The sequence below is a fragment of the Phocaeicola coprocola genome (assembly GCF_041333015.1).
In the GTDB taxonomy this organism is placed as follows: domain Bacteria; phylum Bacteroidota; class Bacteroidia; order Bacteroidales; family Bacteroidaceae; genus Phocaeicola; species Phocaeicola coprocola.
The window spans coordinates 1,245,635-1,265,090 of sequence record NZ_JBGKGM010000001.1 but is presented as its reverse complement, the minus strand read 5'-3'; the positions used below and the strand labels follow the sequence as shown (position 1 = coordinate 1,265,090).

General features: G+C 38.8%; 10 protein-coding genes. 6 read left to right on the top strand and 4 right to left on the bottom strand.

Annotated features, from left to right (window positions below; genetic code table 11):
* Nucleotides 1-32: 32 nt before the first annotated feature.
* Both kduI and ACDG22_RS05235 read left to right on the top strand, forming a co-directional pair.
* Nucleotides 33-956: a 5-dehydro-4-deoxy-D-glucuronate isomerase gene (kduI, locus tag ACDG22_RS05240; protein ID WP_007567003.1), complete on the top strand. Its 924-nt coding sequence runs from the start codon at nt 33-35 to the stop codon at nt 954-956.
* Nucleotides 957-1,159: 203 nt separating this feature from the next.
* Entirely contained in the window at nt 1,160-2,638 is a 1,479-nt protein-coding gene (locus ACDG22_RS05235; RefSeq protein WP_007567004.1) for an MFS transporter, read from the top strand.
* Nucleotides 2,639-3,252: 614 nt separating this feature from the next.
* On the opposite strand, the gene ACDG22_RS05230 is transcribed toward ACDG22_RS05235, so the two are convergent.
* Nucleotides 3,253-4,470 (bottom strand): transposase, encoded by a 1,218-nt coding sequence (locus ACDG22_RS05230; RefSeq protein WP_370858802.1) that lies wholly within the window; start codon nt 4,468-4,470, stop codon nt 3,253-3,255.
* Nucleotides 4,471-4,710: 240 nt separating this feature from the next.
* Here ACDG22_RS05230 and ACDG22_RS05225 point away from each other — a divergent pair, with 240 nt between their 5' ends.
* Both ACDG22_RS05225 and ACDG22_RS05220 read left to right on the top strand, forming a co-directional pair.
* Complete coding sequence (locus ACDG22_RS05225; protein ID WP_270230349.1) at nt 4,711-7,965, top strand: SusC/RagA family TonB-linked outer membrane protein; 3,255 nt, start codon at nt 4,711-4,713, stop codon at nt 7,963-7,965.
* A gap of 15 nt (nt 7,966-7,980) precedes the next feature.
* Nucleotides 7,981-10,071 (top strand): RagB/SusD family nutrient uptake outer membrane protein, encoded by a 2,091-nt coding sequence (locus ACDG22_RS05220; RefSeq protein ID WP_270230348.1) that lies wholly within the window; start codon nt 7,981-7,983, stop codon nt 10,069-10,071.
* A gap of 222 nt (nt 10,072-10,293) precedes the next feature.
* On the opposite strand, the gene ACDG22_RS05215 is transcribed toward ACDG22_RS05220, so the two are convergent.
* The 3 genes from ACDG22_RS05215 to ACDG22_RS05205 all read right to left on the bottom strand — a co-directional run bounded on the left by ACDG22_RS05215 (nt 10,294) and on the right by ACDG22_RS05205 (nt 15,281).
* The gene (locus ACDG22_RS05215) at nt 10,294-11,556 is read right to left on the bottom strand and encodes an acetylxylan esterase (protein WP_177593856.1); all 1,263 of its coding nucleotides are present in this window, start codon (nt 11,554-11,556) and stop codon (nt 10,294-10,296) included.
* Between the two features lie 297 nt (nt 11,557-11,853).
* Nucleotides 11,854-14,319 (bottom strand): bifunctional UDP-N-acetylmuramoyl-tripeptide:D-alanyl-D-alanine ligase/alanine racemase, encoded by a 2,466-nt coding sequence (locus tag ACDG22_RS05210; RefSeq protein WP_007568791.1) that lies wholly within the window; start codon nt 14,317-14,319, stop codon nt 11,854-11,856.
* The gene (locus ACDG22_RS05205) at nt 14,295-15,281 is read right to left on the bottom strand and encodes a GSCFA domain-containing protein (protein ID WP_270213087.1); all 987 of its coding nucleotides are present in this window, start codon (nt 15,279-15,281) and stop codon (nt 14,295-14,297) included. Before ACDG22_RS05205 ends, ACDG22_RS05210 begins: the two co-directional genes overlap by 25 nt.
* Nucleotides 15,282-15,373: 92 nt before the next feature.
* On the opposite strand from ACDG22_RS05205, the gene dxs reads away from it, so the two are divergent.
* Nucleotides 15,374-17,281: a 1-deoxy-D-xylulose-5-phosphate synthase gene (gene dxs / locus ACDG22_RS05200; RefSeq protein ID WP_270230347.1), complete on the top strand. Its 1,908-nt coding sequence runs from the start codon at nt 15,374-15,376 to the stop codon at nt 17,279-17,281.
* Nucleotides 17,278-18,618 (top strand): Trk system potassium transporter TrkA, encoded by a 1,341-nt coding sequence (gene trkA, locus ACDG22_RS05195; RefSeq protein ID WP_007568797.1) that lies wholly within the window; start codon nt 17,278-17,280, stop codon nt 18,616-18,618. Before dxs ends, trkA begins: the two co-directional genes overlap by 4 nt.
* Nucleotides 18,619-19,456 lie beyond the last annotated feature (838 nt).

Below are 19,456 nucleotides of genomic sequence, written 5' to 3'. Positions count from 1 at the left end.
TCAATATAAAACAATATAAAATCAAGAAAATTATGAAAAAGTTAGCTCTTGCAATGATGTTTGGCGCAGCAGCCGTTAGCGCAAACGCCCAGATTTCCAGCGTACAGATGCAGGTTGCATGTAACCCGCAGGACGTGAAAACATACGACACACAAAGATTGCGCAGCAGCTTCATGATGGAAAAGGTCATGGTCGCTGATGAAATCAATCTTACCTATTCTATGTACGACCGGTTCATCTTTGGAGGTGCAGTTCCTGTAAACAAAGAACTGACACTGGATACAATCGATCAGCTGAAAGCTCCTTATTTCCTGTTCAACCGTGAGCTGGGAATTATCAATATCGGAGGAGAAGGTATCGTAACAGTGGACGGCAAAGAATATGCGCTCAATTTCAAGGAAGCTCTTTATGTAGGAAGAGGCAATCAGAAAGTTACCTTTAAAAGCAAAGATGCATCAAAACCGGCAAAATTCTATTTGAATTCAGCCATTGCTCACAAGGCTTACAAGACACAGCTTGTCACACTTGACGGACGCAAAGGTTCCCTGAAGGCTAATTCATTTGCAGCTGGTAAAATGGAAGAAAGTAATGACCGTGTAATCAACCAGCTGATCGTAAGCAACGTTCTGGAAGAAGGTCCTTGCCAGTTACAGATGGGATTGACAGAGCTGAAGCCGGGAAGCGTATGGAATACAATGCCTGCACATACCCACTCACGCCGTATAGAAGCATATTTTTATTTTAACCTGACTCCGGGCAACATGATCTGTCACCTGATGGGAGAACCTCAGGAAGAAAGACTGGTATGGCTGGCCAACGAACAGGCTATTATGTCGCCGGAATGGTCTATTCATGCAGCTGCCGGAACAAGCAACTATATGTTTATCTGGGGAATGGCCGGAGAAAATCTCGACTATGGAGATATGGATAAAATCTCATACACAGAAATGAAATAATCCAGTTTTCATATAATCATCTATTTATCATTCTAAATGTTGTGGTTCTTAACCATTTACATAACTCAAATTACATACCACACATTTAGAATGATAGTTTTTTGACAAACAAATTTAAATTGGGCAGGCAAATTTTTAGGAACACAAAGAAACACTTTCAGTAGAGCCAAAACCCATAGAAAAACATTATTAAACTTTATATCATGAATACATTTCGAAAAGTAGATGAAAAAATGACAAACTTCAGATGGGTTATTTGTGGAATGTTATTTTTTGCAACTACAGTAAACTATCTTGACCGACAGGTTCTTTCTCTAACTTGGAAAGATTTTATCGCACCAGAATTTCACTGGACAGACTCCAACTATGGAGATATCACAGCTATATTTTCAATTGTATATGCCATAGCAAATCTTTTTGCCGGACGTTTTATTGACTGGATGGGTACCAAAAAAGGATATCTCTGGTCTATTTTCATTTGGTCAGCAGGAGCCTGCCTCCACGCATTATGCGGCTGGGCAACTGAGGTAACCTTAGGTATTCACAATGCAACAGAAATGCTTTCTGCCACAGGAGCCGTAGCATCAACTATCGCAATCACCAGTGTATACTATTTTATTGCAGCACGTATTGTTTTAGGAGCAGGTGAAGCAGGTAACTTCCCCGCAGCCATAAAAGTAACAGCAGAATATTTCCCTAAAAAAGACCGTGCTTTCTCTACTTCGATATTCAATGCCGGTTCTACCATTGGAGCATTGATAGCTCCCGTAAGTATTCCTCCTTTGGCACGTTATTTCCAAAGTATAGGTGTAGGAAACGGTTGGGAAATGGCATTTGTTGTAATCGGTGCTTTAGGTTTTGTTTGGATGGGATTATGGATGTTCCTATATAAGAAACCAAATGCTAATCCACATGTAAACGCAGCTGAATTAGCATATATTGAGCAAGACAACAATGAGCAAGAAGCAAAAAGCTCAGACTCACAGACTACAAACAGTGATTTTGACAATCAGAAAATTTCTTTCCTCCAGTGTTTTAAATTCCCTCAGACATGGGCTGTATTCTTCGGTAAGTTCATGACAGATGGTGTATGGTGGTTCTACTTATTCTGGACACCTGCTTATATCTCAGACGTGTACGGTTTCTCTTCTGATACTGCTACCGCTCAGATGCTTATCTTTGTACTATATGCCATCACAATGCTTTCTATATACGGAGGAAAATTGCCAACCATTATCATCAATAAAACAGGCAAGAACCCATATGTAGCACGTATGCAAGCGATGTTTATCTTTGCTTTATTCCCGTTGTTAGCTCTATTTGCTCAACCATTAGGAAATTATTCATATTGGTATCCGATTATTATTATAGGTATTGCAGGTGCAGCCCATCAGTCATGGTCGGCTAATATCTATTCTGTAGTAGGTGATATGTTCCCAAAGAGCACTATTGCTACCATCATCGGAATCGGTGGTATGGCAGGAGGTATCGGTTCATTCTTTATCAACATGGGCTCAGGACGACTGTTCGACTATGCAGCCGAAACCAATATGGTGTTTATGGGCTTTGAAGGTAAAGCAGCCGGCTACTTCATCATCTTCAGTATATGCGCAGTAGCTTATCTGATTGGATGGATAATCATGAAAATATTGGTTCCGAAATATAAACTGGTTAAGGTTTAATTAATTCAGGAATTAAGATAGTTCAACTCCCCTTTACATTCAGACGTTTAAAGAACAAAAGGAAAAACGTGAAGAATGTAAAGGGGAGTTTTGTTGTTCTTTCGCTTTAAACAACGTGAAATTACCTCCAACATTTGTTCAGAAAAAATTATTTTTAGTACAAACCTTGATATCTTTTGTACAAAAGATCAGGCAAATAACTGCATGTTTTTTAAAAACAACATGATAATATATGTATTATTTGACATTTATAGTTATTGTGGTTTACTAAAAAGAAGTAGAAAGCTTTAAAGGAAAGGGTTACATAAAAGAGTACCCTGTCTTTGTTCTTTTTTGAATGAAGCATTATCTATAAAATTAATTCAGACACTGAATAAATTATAGTTAAATATTATTCTTTTCGTGCATAATATATTTTATCGGATAGCAAATGTCCAACTCTTCTATCACGAGAAAAATCACCACGTAAAAATGTACACATATACAATTTTCCCGATAAATCGTACGATTTTATAGGTCTCTGCGACCAAATAATATCAATTTTGTAATACCAGAATAATAAAATTTTTATAATACATATATTACAGCAATAGTTCGTTAAAAATTCGCCAAGCCTAAGCGGCTCTGGCAGTAAATAAAATGAGTTCTTTGAAAAGTTTGTCAATAACTTGCGGGTCTGGGCTAATCCCAAACACGCAAATAAATCGTTCAAGCATATAAGCATTGTGTATGAATGACTTGCAGGAGGATATGGAATAGGCTATTCCGAGCCTCTTACATGCCGCTTTGGCCAAGTTGACAGCAGCAAGCGATGCATTGAAGTGAAAATCCAATTTCCTGAAGTCGGTAGACTGGCAGCTGGTGATTCCTGCATGCTGCTTGCCATCTCTAAAGCAAAATTCCAACTGGAACCTGGTTCTGTAATAATCCAGCACCTCGCGTCCATCCATGGAATCGTCTGTAGAGAAATAAAGCTGCCACTTGTCTGTCCTCCCGTCCATCGGATACCAGACGGCTAAGGAAACATACCTTTTGAAAGCTTTAGCATAAACCCTCAATCCGTATAGCTTTCCTTTGTTCACCTCGTATTCCTTGCACCGGGTCAAATCCAGATTGGCAAAGTCAATCCTGCCGTCAAACCACTTGGGATGACCACGTTTTCCTGTTTTCTTTTCCAATGTCGGATAGTACAGGACAACATCATTCCTAAAGCGGCTGATAACATGGAAACTGTTCTCACACATAGGCGTTACGAAAGTTTCCTTGGAAAAGAATGCGTCTGCAACCACCGTTTTGGATATGCTTTGCAGCTTGTCTTTTCTGCTGATAAGATAGCAGCTGTACCAGTCAACAAGGTTCTTGTCCATATTATCCAAGGTCTTACAATCCGGCGTCTGAATGGAACCTAAAGTCATGCATTCATGGTTGTCGATGTCAATGACACCGATGCCCATGATTTCCAATCCTCGCTTGTACTCTCCTGCACAACCGGACCAGAAGTAACCTATCCAAGGTGTCTTCTTGCCTGATTTGGGAATATAGGAAGGGTCGATGGCAATGGCTTTTCTTTTGCCTGTGAGATGCTTGCTGATGACAGATCCGTTGAACGCAAACCAGTCGAAAGTTTCATGCTCAAAAAGGTTACGATAAGTCTGTTCTGAGAAACAGCCATATCTGCCCAATTGGAGGAAGTTTATACGATCCGGGATGGCCATGAATAATTTCATGGTGTCCATGAATGCTTTTTCAAAAGGTTTGTGTATATTCGCTACTGATTTGAGAGCCGACATGCACTCGGATTGGTATTGCATAAGGAGTGTTTCTTTAGTCATAATCAGAAGAGTTCAGAGACTTCTAATTTACTAAGAAATAACGAATTATGCAATACTTTCCTTCTTTATTATCAGCAGGTTAGCTCTCTTTTTTTCAGCACATTTCTTCATGCTTAACCATTCGTTTTTGACAACATTTCAATGACCTCTTTAGTGTTTCCGAACCAGCTTTTGCCGGTTCTGTTGTTTAACTTTTAATCTTTCGGTAAAAATTTACCGAAGTATTGTTACAGATAATCTATGAGAAGCGTACAAAAACAAATCAGCTTATTATTAATCTTATTAATAAGCTCTTCACTAAATGTTCTAGCACAGAACAAAACGATTACCGGTACGGTAAGAGATGCTAATGACGTAGTTATCGGAGCCTCCGTCACAATCAAAGGCAACAAATCACTTGGTACCATCACTGACATAGAAGGTACATATAGTATTTCCGTTCCAGAATCAGCTCAGGAATTAATCTTTTCTTATGTGGGATATGAAACCCAAATTGTTCCTATAAAAGGGCGTACAACAATTAACATTACTTTATCAGAAAGCAGCCAAATGCTGGATGAAGTTGTTGCTATTGGATATGCAAAGGTACAACGCAAAGACCTAACTGGAGCTATTTCTTCAGTTGGAGGAAAAGAACTTGCGAATGTTCCTGTAACCACAGCTATGCAAGCCTTACAAGGAAAAGCAGCAGGTGTCAATATTGTAACAGCTAGTGGTGCTCCAGGGGCAAGTGCCAATATTACTATTCGAGGTGGTATGTCTCTTACTCAAGGGACAGAACCACTTTATATTGTCGATGGATTTGAAATGGGAGATGCACTCGATAATATTGATATTAACGATATTGAAAGTATAGATGTCTTAAAAGATGCTTCATCAACAGCCATTTATGGTGCACGTGGCTCCAATGGTATCATTGTAATAACAACAAAATCAGGTAAAAAAGGTAAAACACAAATTTCATACAATACATATTTTTCGTTTGACAAATTAGCAAAAAAACTAGATATGCTAAATAACGTAGAAGAGTATGTAAAATATCAATATGAATTTGCTGCTATGCGAGAAAATGCGTTAACAGCATACTCTAATGTATACGATAATGCCATAGGAATTGATCAAGATGACTTTTATACAGGAGCCTATGAACGCATCGCAAATCGTTATTCAGGAACAGAAGGTATTAATTGGCAAGAAGAAGTTTTTGGAGGATCAGCTATGACACAAAGTCATAATGTAAATATCTCAACAGGAACAGAAAAGACTCAAGTCATGTTAAGTTATAATTATAATGGACAAGATGGTCTTTTAGCAAATCACTCCTCTAACAAAAGTTCATTCCGTGCAAAAATCAATTCAGAATTATATAAAGGAATCCGACTAGACGTAAATACAATGTTTTCTAATAAAAGTACCGATGGAGGTGGTAAATACGACGGTATGCGAAATGTACTGTTGCAACCCATTCACGGAGGAACGCTTTTTACACAAGACGAATTGTTGTACACTCAAACATATCCAGACTATACTAGCATGGATTCTGCATTCAATACGCCTAATCCTTTAGTACAGAATAATGCTTCAACCTCTAACAGTCGGTTTCGTCTATTCAGCGTAAATGCCGGAATTGAATTCGATTTTCTTAAATACTTTACATATAGAGTGGCAGGAAGTTATACCTGGTCAAACTCAAAATCGACATCCTTTGCCGATGAAAATTCTACATCTTATATCATGGATCCCGAGAATACAGGTATAAATGGAAGTATTGGGAACAAAGAATCTTACAAATATCAAATTACAAATACATTAAATTATAATCAGACATTTGCCCAAAAGCATAAAGTTAATGTATTGCTAGGACATGAAGTCACCTACTCTGAGTCAGAGAAAAATTCAATGAAACTCAGAAAATTCCCGTATCCTAACCATGGATTGGACCAGATTGACCAAGCAGAAGTCTATGAAAAAGATGCAGGTCATTCGCATAGCGGTATGGTTTCTGCTTTCATCCGTGCCAATTATACGTTTGACGAACGATACTTGTTTACAGCAACTTTACGAGGCGACGGATCTAGTAAATTTGCACCGGCAAACAAATGGGGCATATTCCCTTCAGTTTCAGCAGCATGGCGTATATCAGAAGAAGCTTTCTGGAAAGGTCATCAAATAGAAAATATCATAAACAACATGAAATTACGTATTGGTTACGGTACAACCGGTAACAATGGTATCGGAGACCGTCTATACGTTACGAGCATTCAGCAAACCAGCTACCCGATTAATAGTGATGCAGGAAATTCTGCCTATTTGCCTGGAGAAACTTTAGGTAACAAAGACTTGAAATGGGAAACATTAATCTCGACCAACGTCGGACTTGATTTATCATTTTTCAACAGCCGCATCAACTTTACAGCAGAATGGTATAACAATCAATCTAAAGATTTACTAATGCAATGCGTTATTCCTAGTTCTACCGGCTATAAAAACCAATACCAAAATGTGGGAAAAATGCGAAACCGTGGATGGGAATTCACTTTAAACACTGTAAACGTACGCACAAAAGATTTTAGCTGGACTAGTGATTTAAACTTGTCATTTAACTCATCACATGTTGAATCACTTGAAGAAGGGCTGAATGAAAAAACATTTGCAGTAGGAAACAGCCGCTCTGGAATGGTTACTTACTATGCTACTGTAGGACAAGGGCTAGGAGATATGTATGGATATGTCTATGAAGGTGTTTATACAACGGAAGACTTTATAGAAAGTAAAGATGCCGATGGAAATACAGTCTTCACCTTGCGCGACGGAGTAGTAAGACCATCGGAAGGAAGTGTTCAACCAGGCGATATAAAATATGCAGCCGACGATGTAGATGAAAACGGAAACCCTATCTTCACAAGAAAAAATGTAAAAATCGGTAACGGTACACCGACTTGCATAGGTGGTTTCAACAATAGCTTCAGCTACAAGGGGTTCGACTTAAGCGTCTTCATGAAATTTGCCCTTGGACAAGACATCTACAATGCTACAAAACAAAGTATGTCACCATATGCACAATTCCAAAACATTCCAACCGAATTTAATAACTATTACCGTGTAATTGATCCGGCTACAGGAAAAAAAGCTACAACATTAGCCAGATTAAAAGAACTGAATCCTAGTGAAAGCAACCGTTTGTGGAGTTTGAGCCTCAACAATGCTACCAGCGGATTTTATCCATCTTCATATTACGTAGAAGACGGTTCATACCTGCGTATCGCACAAGTGACATTAGGCTACACATTCCCTAAAGCATGGACAACAAAAGTAATGATTTCAAATGCCCGAATCTATTTCACAGCTAACAACTTAGCCACAATTTGCGGATATTCTGGCTACGACCCTGAAGTAAAATCAGCAAATGACAATGTGGTTTGTACTCCTGGATATGACAGCTCCATGTATCCACGTTCCAGAAGCTATGTTATAGGTCTTAATTTAACATTCTAAAAAACTGATACAATCATGAAAAATATAACATCAACATTAAGAAGAAAACTAATTTTATCAGCATTAGTAACAGTCTCATTAAGCTTAGGAACAAGTATGACATCTTGTTCTGACTGGTTAGAAATGGAAGCTTATACTAGCGATGATATAGAAACCACTTTCAGTGATGAGGTTAGAGCTGATAAATTTGTACAAGGTTGTTACCGTGGATTGATACATAACGAAATGTATTACCAATTAGGTATGGGAGAAACAGTTATGCACTCATGTGAAGATGGCTCTACAAATAATAGCAAATATATGATGTGTAATTACAAATTTGATGCTTTAATTCCCGCAACAGTAACTACTATTTACAAAGAACAATATCGTATTATTGAAGCGACCAATATTGCCATCTCAAATTTAAGCAAAATGCCAGAAACTGAAAAACGCAATCAATTATTAGGTGAAGCCATCTGTATCAGAGCATTTTGTTACTTAAACTTAATCCGCATATATGGAGATATACCTGCTGTTTACACTCCTTTAGAAGAAATGGATCCTAACGATGAAAATACATTTTATCCTAAGCGTTCATCACGTGATGAAATTTATGACAAAGTTATTTCAGAAGTGCAAAGTGTTATTGACTGGCTACCTTGGTTTGAAGAAAGCGACTATCAGACTCCTGAACGTATAACTAAGCAAGGAGCTTATGCATTATTAGCTCGTTTAGCTCTTTATGCAGGAGGGTACTCACTCCGTTGGAATCTAGAAACTAATGATCCAGCTACACTCAAGATGGCTCGTCGTGATGATGCAACCCGAGTAAAAGAACTTTACCAAATAGCAGATAATGCTTGCTTCCAAATTATAAACCACGGAAGTAACTCGTTAGTACAAGCTCATGAAGACATGAGTGGTTTCCAATATCTATGGTACAATCACTGCCAAAGAAATTTCGCAGCCACCAATACAGAAATATTATGGGAAACAGCACAATATGGTGACGTAACAAATTCTCAATTTACAACTTATGCTCAGCCTGGTTCACGAGGTGGTAAATATGGCTCATTGAAAGCTATGCAATTCATGTTACCCACATATTACCTATCATTCAATCCCAAAGATACACGCCGCGATGTTTCATGTACCTCATATAGCATTTATTTCCTAGAAAAAGGAAGTGCTAATGACACTTGGGTTGATGTAGGAACAACTTACTCTTGCATAATGCCGGGCAAATTCCGTCTTTCATGGTGCGTTGCCCCTCAATCAAATAAACAACGTAACCTAGATATTCCTATTTTCCGTTACGCAGATGTATTACTAATGTATGCTGAAACTCAAAACTATTTAAACAACGGTCCTACTCAGGCTGCCAAAAACGCACTACAAGAAGTACGTAACCGTGCAGGTGTCGGTGAAGAGCTTACAATCCCTAATGAACAGGAGGCTTTTGATGATGCTATTGTACAAGAGCGTAAATGGGAATTTGCTACAGAATTTACATTACGCACCGACTTGATACGTATGAATCGACTAGCAAAAGAGTTAGCTAAAACTAAACAAGCAATGAAAGATTTATCAGATCGTAAAAATGAATATGCAAATATACCTACATATCGTTTATACAAATTTCATATAGATGCTCAAGAATACGGAGATAAATTTCTTGCTGTTGATTACATAGATTTAACAGATCCATCAGAAATTGAGGTTGTAAAGAGTGTACCTACAGCCAAAGAAGAATATGATGCTTTCCAAGAGAAAATATTAAATATAGTAAAAGCACATAATATTGAGGTCAGCAATGGTGACAAATGGTATCCTGTAAATATGTTTGAAGCATATACTAGCACTTTTAATGGCAATTCCCGTAAAATGGTCGGATTCAGAGCAGGATTCAACACATTACAAATAGGAAAAATCATTTATACCCTACCTACCGGATCTGCTGAAAATGGTGGAAAATATCCAACATGGATTGAATCTGCAGATGGAAGTGACGGACTATATTATGGTTTTCAAGAAAATAAATCAGAATTATGCCCATTTGCAGCAAAAAGTCCTGGACATCCATTAGTTGACAATCCTAATTTAACACAATTGCCTGGATACTAAAAATATCTTTTTCAAAAGAAAATTTTTAATTATATCCAAAGCTATCATTAGTAAAATGAGAATATAAAATAGTCCTATCATGCTTCACATTTAGAAGTAATGATAGGACTATTAAATTATCAGTTCCCCTCCTCTATAAAAAAGAAGTATCCATCTTATTTTAAAGCTAATTTCCTAGGAAATGAACATATTCCTAGTTTAGACAAGTTCTATCCCCCTCACTCATTTAAGATGTTTCTGAATCCATTTCAACTGTCCATATTCCGTATCATCTGAGGTCCAATGCTCGTTTATAGGAGTAATAAGAGCATCTTTCGGACAATCGAGCACATTGTAAACAATATAGCTGGTAGTAGGAGGACAAGTATCATCATTATACCCCCAGGTAATATATACCGGAACTTTTATCTGCTTTGCAAAATTTACAACGTCATAATAAGCTAATGTACTTATTTTTTCGGGAGTATCCATGCCTTTATAGTTTTTGAATAAATGCGGATATCCTCCCGCACGTCCTGCCTTATAACCAGCCATATCACTCAATGCCGGATGATTAGCTACACACGCTGTAACACGCTTATCCAGTCCTGCCGTAACAATAGCAAGCGCTCCCCCTTGACTACCGCCCTGAACTATTACATTTTTTCCATCCCAATCAGGTTGAGAAGTAAGGAAGTCAATAGCACGTACACAACTCATATAGACTTTTTTCATATAATAATTATCCCGGTTGTCTATACCATTAACCAGATAGTTTCCAAAAGCAGACGAAATTTCCTTAAACTCTTCGGTAGACATTTCCGGATTCAAGCCATGAATTTCCATTTCCAGACGGATGCATCCCTCTTCAGCATAATAAATATGACGCTTGGGCTCCTTGATAGTCTTTACTCCAGCTCCCGGAGGGCACAATACCACAGGATATTTCCCTGGAGCTTTTGGACGGGTAAGATAACCGTAAATATACGAACCGGGGCGGAAGCATTGCAGCTTAACCAAATAACAGTCAGCCTTTTCTGTAGAATATTCAGGAGCTGGTTTTATGGTATATTTCAACGGACACCGTGCCGCATCTTCCATATTTTTTTGCCAGAACTGATTAAAATCGTCAGGAAGCTCCGTATATGGTTGCAGCTTCTCGGGAGAGAAACCAACCTTAACGTGATGTTTATACGTTTTACCATTCACAACAGCAACCAGACGACAGTCACGGAATCCTGGATTTTTCATCGTTCCGACATTAATGACAGCACGTCCGTTTTTCAGCTTCACGGAGCCAGTTTTATCTGCTGGCATCATATCGCCCCCGAGTTCATATTTCACTTCCACCCCATCCTGAGGAATACCATATTTATAAAACTGAACTTCTACTTGAGCCTTTTCTCCCATTTTATACAACCAGTCAGCATGATCGGGTACTGTTACCCATAATACATCACTTCGATAAGGATAATTCTCGGCGGTAGAAGAGAGAGCTGAAAACATAAATGCACAAATAAAACCTCCCTTCAAGAATAAAGACTTTACGTTTTTCATATCTATACCAATTGATTCGGTTGAACAATATTTTACCAATAGCAAAAATACATCAAAACACTTGTACTGATGTTTACTTTTTAGACATTGAAGTGTAATAACTCACCAAGATCTTCTACTATTGTATACTATTTACCGTCAAAATCAAAAAGGATAGATACAAAAAAGGACCGTATCATAGTGCGTATAGAGCAATGATACGGTCCTTTTTACTGTTGGAACAGTCAGTATTTTATTTCACAATACTTAATTCTGATAATAAATACGTTTTACACGATTCGATACACTTGTCAAAATTTCATAAGGAATCGTATTGAGCTTATCTGCTAATATTGTTACAGGTAATTCATCACCAAAAATAATAGCTTTATCCCCTTCCTTACAATCAATATCTGTCACATCGATCATGCAGACATCCATACAGATATTTCCGACATAAGGAGTCTTCTGACCGTTTACCAGACAATAAGCATTACCATTTCCTAAATGTCTGTTCAAACCATCAGCATATCCAATAGGGATTGCAGCAATACGTGAATTACGTGTCAGAATTCCCTTCCGGCTATATCCTACAGTTTCATCTGCCGGAACATCGTGTATTTGCAAGATAGTTGTTTTCAAGGTACCAACATTATGCAGAATTTTATTAGTAAAAGGATCTATACCATATAATCCTATGCCTAAACGAACCATATCAAACTGTGCACCCGGATAACGTTCGATACCAGCTGTATTACAAATATGACGCAAAATTTTATGACTAAATCCTGCTTGCAGCTCAGCAGAAGCATTCTCGAAAGTTTCAATTTGCCGGCGAGTAAACGAATCAAAGCGTTCGGCATCACTACCTACCAGATGAGAGAATACAGAACGAGGAATTACAGCCGACTGACGATGTAAACGATCTACCAAGGCTGGGATTTCTTCAGGAGCAAATCCTAACCGATGCATACCCGTATCAATCTTGATATGTATCGGGAAATTGGAAACGCCTTCACGTCCGGCAGCCTTAATCAATTCTTCAAGCAAGTGAAAACTGTACACTTCCGGCTCCAGTTTGTAGTCGAACATGGTTTTAAATGCCGTAAGTTCCGGATTCATAATGATTATAGAACTATTAATTCCAGCCTTACGCAAGTCTGCTCCTTCATCGGCTACTGCCACAGCCAGATAATCTACACGGTGATCCTCCAGCGTCTTCGCTATCTCAAACGAACCTGCTCCATAAGCAGAAGCTTTAACCATACATACCATTTTTGTATCTGGCTTAAGCTTATTACGATAATAATTCAGATTGTCGACCAAAGCCTCAAGATTAATCTCAAGAATCGTTTCGTGCACTTTCAACTCCAACAAATCTGTAATATCATCGAAATGGAACACACGAGCCCCTTTTATTAACACCACTTCATTGCGCAACGAAGATAAGATACCCGATTCTATCAATTCAGCAGTTGTACGGAAAAAGCGTTTATCGATTTCAAATCGTGAAGCCGCAGCAGATATTTCTTCACCTACTCCTATTATACGGTCTACCTTACGGCTATGTACCAAATCGGCTACCTGACGATAAAGCAATTTACTAGGTTGTCCACTCTCCAAAATATCTGATAAAATAAGCGTACGCCGACGACCTTTATCTTCTGTACGGCGGGCCATGAAATCAAGAGCAATGTCCAGTGAAGCAAAATCAGAATTATAACTATCGTTTATTAAAACACAACCATTCTTGCCTTCCTTCACTTCCAGACGCATGGCAACTGGTTCCAAATGAGCCATCCGTTCGGCAATATCCTCAGGAGAAACCATCAGATACAATGCCACAGCAAGAGCATTTAATGAATTTTCAATGGACGCATCATCTATAAAAGGAATGCGGTACTCCTTCAAAAAGCCCAGATAGCGATATTTTACGGTAGTTCCGGTATCATCCTTTTCTATTTTTTCAATGAACAATGGACGTTCATTATCCTTCATCGACCAGGCTATCTCACGAGATGTAAACAGTGACTTCGAAACACAACTGCTTATCAACTCATTATCACCATTATAAATAATGACATCACAGTCTTTGAAAAGCTGCAGCTTTTCCATACATTTACCCTGCAAAGAAGAAAAATTCTCCTGATGTGCCCAACCGATATTTGTCAACACTCCGATAGTAGGCTGAATGATAGGCTGTAATGCTTCCATTTCACCCATTTCTGAAATTCCAGCCTCAAATATACCCAACTCAGTATGTTCGTTCATCATCCATACAGACAAGGGTACTCCTATCTGTGAGTTATAACTACGAGGTGAACGGGTAATTACTTTTTCAGGACTTAACAGTTGATAAATCCATTCCTTCACCACTGTTTTTCCATTACTTCCGGTAATACCTACAACAGGAACCTGGAACTGTTCACGATGTTTGGCAGCCAGACGCTGCAAAGCTTTCAGTGTATTTCCAACTTGCAAAAAATTGGCGTCAGCATAATGAGACAACTGCTCTGGCACATCAGTTACCACAAAATTTCTCACCCCTCTGGCGTAAAGTTCCGGTATGTATTTATGTCCGTCATTACGCTTTGTTTTTAAAGCGAAAAATAAAGTTTCTTCCGGAAAACACAATGAACGGCTATCCGTAAGAATCCAGTCAATAGTTGCCTGGTGTTTTCCTATTCTCTCAGCTCCAATGACGGAGGTTATTTCTTCAATCGAGTTTGACATAATGTTATTTCATTTTGTACGTCTAAGTACGGTAATTTTTCTTTTAGCCTTTCTATCTTTAACATTATTTGACTTAGAAAAGTATAATAAGCTTCCGATTTTGCATTGAAAGGACGGTGGTCAAGCCCCTTTTTTATTTCTTGCCATTCCTTCATTATATGCAACGTTTCTGTTGTGAAAAAGCACTCACAAAAACATTCCCAGATATAGTTTATGGCAAGCTGGCTCGGATGAAGCATATCATCGGCATAAAAACGATAATCACGCAATTCGTCCAACAGAATCTCATATGACGGAAAATAATGACAATATGAAAACTTCTGACATATTTTTTCGATTGCCAGCAAAAGTACTGCCTTACTTAACTGATTGCCATGTAAGCCGTCTTTCGCATGACGTATCGGGCTAACCGTAAACAAGATCTGTACCTCCGGATTCACCAAGCGAATCTTTTCAAGTAAAGAAATATAAACTGATACGATTTCGTCTACATCCAACAGACGCCGTACAAACAATTTATCTGGCAGTTTATGGCAGTTTCCAACAACTTCTCCAGTTTCTTTCCATTCATAAACCCGTGCAGTTCCCCAAGTAATAATCAGCCAGTTAGCCTTACCTAACGTAGCACTTCCCTTTATCATGCGGAAGTTGATTTTATTCAGACACTCTAACTTGTCTGATGAAGAAAAAGAACTATGATGCATCAGACTATACCAAATTCCTTTGTCAAAGCGTAAGTCGTCCTCACCATATACCTTTTCATCCAATAATAGAGATATGGACTTTGCTATTGAAAAAGGATTATATAAAATGCCAAAAGGATTTATGTCACAATTAAACTTATTATCTACCAATAGTTTTCCTATATTTTCCGAGAAACAAGACCCCCATGACATAAGTAAATCCGAATGACAAATTTTAGATTGTCCGACCGGCAATTCTACTTTTGTTCTAAACTCCATAAGCAAACATTGTTCATTATTTTTTGTGCAAATGTAAACACAATACACATATTTATCGTATTTTTGTGAAATTAATATTGAATAAAAACCGGATGGAACAACCCATTTCTTACGAATTGTTGAATAAAATAGATAGCCCGGAAGATTTGCGTCATCTTCCTATCGAGTCTTTACCTGAGGTCTGTCGGGAGCTCAGGGATAAAATCATTGATGAACTTTCTCGCAATCCCGGGCATTTTGGTTCAAGTTTAGGAGTAATAGAATTAACTGTTGCACTTCATTATATATTCAATACCCCCTATGACCGCATTGTATGGGACGTAGGACATCAGGCGTACGGACATAAGATACTGACTGGACGTCGTGACCGTTTCTGTACAAACAGAAAACTAAACGGTTTATGCCCTTTTCCCTCACCGTCAGAAAGCGAATATGATACGTTTACCTGTGGACATGCATCCAACTCTATCTCCGTAGCTCTAGGCATGGCTGTTGCTGCGGCCCGCAAAGGTGAAGAAAACCGCCATGTAGTAGCCGTAATCGGGGATGGTTCGATGAGTGGCGGGCTGGCTTTTGAAGGATTGAATAATGCGTCTTCTACTCCCAACAATTTGCTGATTATCTTGAACGATAACAACATGGCGATCGATCGGAGCGTAGGAGGAATGAAACAATATCTGCTAAATCTCCAAACATCAGAAGGATACAACCGACTGAGATATAACATCTCAAAGAAGCTACATCAGTGGGGAGTTCTGAATGAAGAACGCCGGAAAAGCTTAATCCGTTTCAACAATAGCCTGAAATCTGTTCTTACCCAACAACAGAACATTTTTGAGGGAATGAATATCCGCTACTTCGGTCCAGTAGACGGACACGATGTTTTTGCTCTGGCAAAAGTACTGAAAGAAATTAAGGACATGAAGGGACCGAAACTACTTCATATCCATACAATCAAAGGCAAAGGATTCAAACCTGCGGAAGAAGCAGCCACCATCTGGCATGCTCCAGGCATATTCGATAAAGAAACTGGAGAAAGAATCGTAAATGATACAAGTGGTATGCCACCTTTATTCCAGGATGTGTTTGGCAAAACCTTACTGGAACTGGCAAAAAAGAACGACAAAATTATTGGAGTGACTCCAGCCATGCCTACTGGCTGTTCTATGAATATCTTAATGAAAGCTATGCCCGACCGTGCATTCGATGTAGGCATTGCCGAAGGACATGCCGTAACTTTTTCGGGAGGTATGGCCAAAGAGGGATTACTGCCTTTCTGTAACATTTACTCCTCGTTCATGCAACGGGCATACGACAATATTATCCACGACATAGCCATACAGAAACTGAATGTAGTGTTATGCCTAGACCGTGCTGGCTTAGTAGGAGAAGACGGTCCAACGCATCATGGCGTATTCGATCTGGCGTATTTACGTCCTATCCCTAACCTAACAATAGCTTCACCTTACGACGAACAGGAACTGCGCCGGCTGATGTATACAGCACAGCTTCCCGACCAAGGTCCTTTTGTTATCCGCTATCCTCGCGGACGAGGTGTGCTGACCAACTGGAAATGTCCACTTAAAGCTGTTGAAGTGGGAAAGGGCAGAAAACTGAAAGACGGTTCCGACCTGGCTGTAATCACAATCGGTCCTATCGGAAATACAGCAGCCAAAGCTATTACAGAAGCCGAGAATACTCATAATTGCAGCATTGCCCACTACGATCTCCGTTTTTTAAAACCACTGGATGAAGCATTATTACACGAGATAGGAAAAAAATTCTCACGTATCATCACAATAGAAGATGGAGTGCTCAAAGGTGGAATGGGAAGTGCTGTTCTGGAATTTATGTCAGACAATAACTACACCCCTATGGTAAAGCGTATGGGTATTCCTGACCATTTTATACAACATGGTCCTGTAAATGCTCTTTACTCCATTTGTGGTATCGATCAAACAGGTATATATAATACATTAATTCATATTCTGAACTCATGAAGATTATCATTGCCGGCGCAGGAGCTGTAGGAACACACCTGGCCAAACTCTTATCAGATGAGAAACAAGATATTATCCTTATGGACGACGACGAAGAAAGACTGGGAAGACTAGGCAGTAACTTCGATCTGCTCGCCGTCAACATATCCCCTACTTCGATTTCAGGATTGAAAGAAGCGGGAGTAGCAGGTGCAGACTTGTTTATCGCCGTAACTCCGGATGAAAGCAGGAATATGACCGCATGTATGCTGGCTACTAGCCTGGGAGCCAAAAAGACAGTTGCACGAATCAATAACTACGAGTATCTGCTTCCTAAGCATAAAGAGTTTTTTGCCAAACTGGGAGTCGACTCCCTAATTTATCCGGAAATGCTGGCAGCGAAAGAAATTGTAGATGCCGTAAAGATGAGCTGGATTCGTCAATGGTGGGAGTTCGCTGGAGGAGCATTAGTTTTACTCGGAACCAAGATGAAAGAAACAGCAGAAATTCTGAATGTACCTCTGCATGAGTTGGGAGGAAGAAATATCCCTTTCCATATTGTTGCAATCAAACGTGGCAGCGAAACAATCATTCCCCGAGGTGATGATACTATTATTTTGAATGACATCGTATATTTTACGACAACAAAAAAATATATTCCTTATATCCGGAAAATTGCTGGAAAAGAGAATGAAGCTGATATCCGCAACGTGATGATTATGGGTGGAAGTCGTATAGCCGTACGTACCGTACAATATATGCCCGAATACATGCGTACTAAAATCATTGAGAGTGACTTCAACCGATGCAACCGACTTACCGAACTGGTAGATGATAAGGTAATGATTATCAACGGAGACGGACGAGATATGGAACTGCTTCTGGAAGAAGGAATCAAAAATACAGAAGCATTTGTTGCTTTGACCGGAAATTCAGAAACAAATATTCTTGCCTGCCTGGCAGCTAAACGTTTAGGTATAAGCAAAACCGTAGCCGAAGTCGAAAACATAGACTATATCAGTATGGCAGAGAGTCTGGATATAGGTACTGTTATCAATAAAAAATTCATTGCCGCCAGCCATATCTACCAAATGATGCTGGATGCCGATGTATCAAATGTCAAGTGTCTGACATTTGCCAACGCCGATGTAGCAGAATTTACAGTAAAAGCAGGCTCACGCATCACTCGCTCTCAGGTAAAAGATGTGGGCCTTCCTAAAGGAGCTACTATCGGAGGACTCATCAGAAACGGAGAAGGTATCCTGGTTACAGGTAACACCACCATCATGGAAAACGACCACGTAGTAGTGTTCTGTCTGGGAATGATGATCAAGAAGCTGGAAAAATTTTTCAACTAAATTCTAAGCCCAGTTATTTACTCTTTACAAAACGTATTTACATAGTCATTCTATACGAAAGCCTTGCTTTACACAACAAAATAAAGCAAGGCTTTTTTACAACTGACAATCAAACATTTGCTCATTCAACATCAAACCTAAGTATAAGGATAAAAGAAACTATAATGGTATCTGACAATTTTCATAATAGCAATTCTTCTACAATACTTGTTTAGAAAAACAATAAAAAGAAAACTATAAGAATCACTTATTTTTCACTAAATGTCCTTCATGTTCGAAATCTTATAATACGACCGGATTTTCAGAATTACAAGCTATTTGCATTTTGTTTTTTTATACAATCCTATTAAAAAGACTAAAAATAAATCACTATCTTTGCACCCGTTTTCAGATAGGTATATGATGGGTAAACAGGTGAGAAAGGCAACAATATTTTTCTTTGCTTTCCTTATAATGGTCATTATAGGGAATGTCGTTTGTGTACCCGCACAACATACCGACAATACAGCTTCCGTATCCTGCACAACAACTTACAGTGAGATACAGGAACCTCAGTCGCCCATGGAAAAAACCATCCAACACCTATTCTCTCAAAATCATACAGATCTCCCCAATAAGGCAATTATTATACCAAACATCAATACTTACGATTTCAAATCGGTATTACGTAATGTTATATGTTTAGCGGTATATTATAATATCACCGTATATCGAAGTTTTGCCTGTTTCAATCACCCCCCGACAAACAAGACAATTTCCTATTACATTTATACGTTAGAAAAAATATTGATTTAGCCTCTCTATAACGATAGAGATCAGGCTAGATTTTATTCTTTAT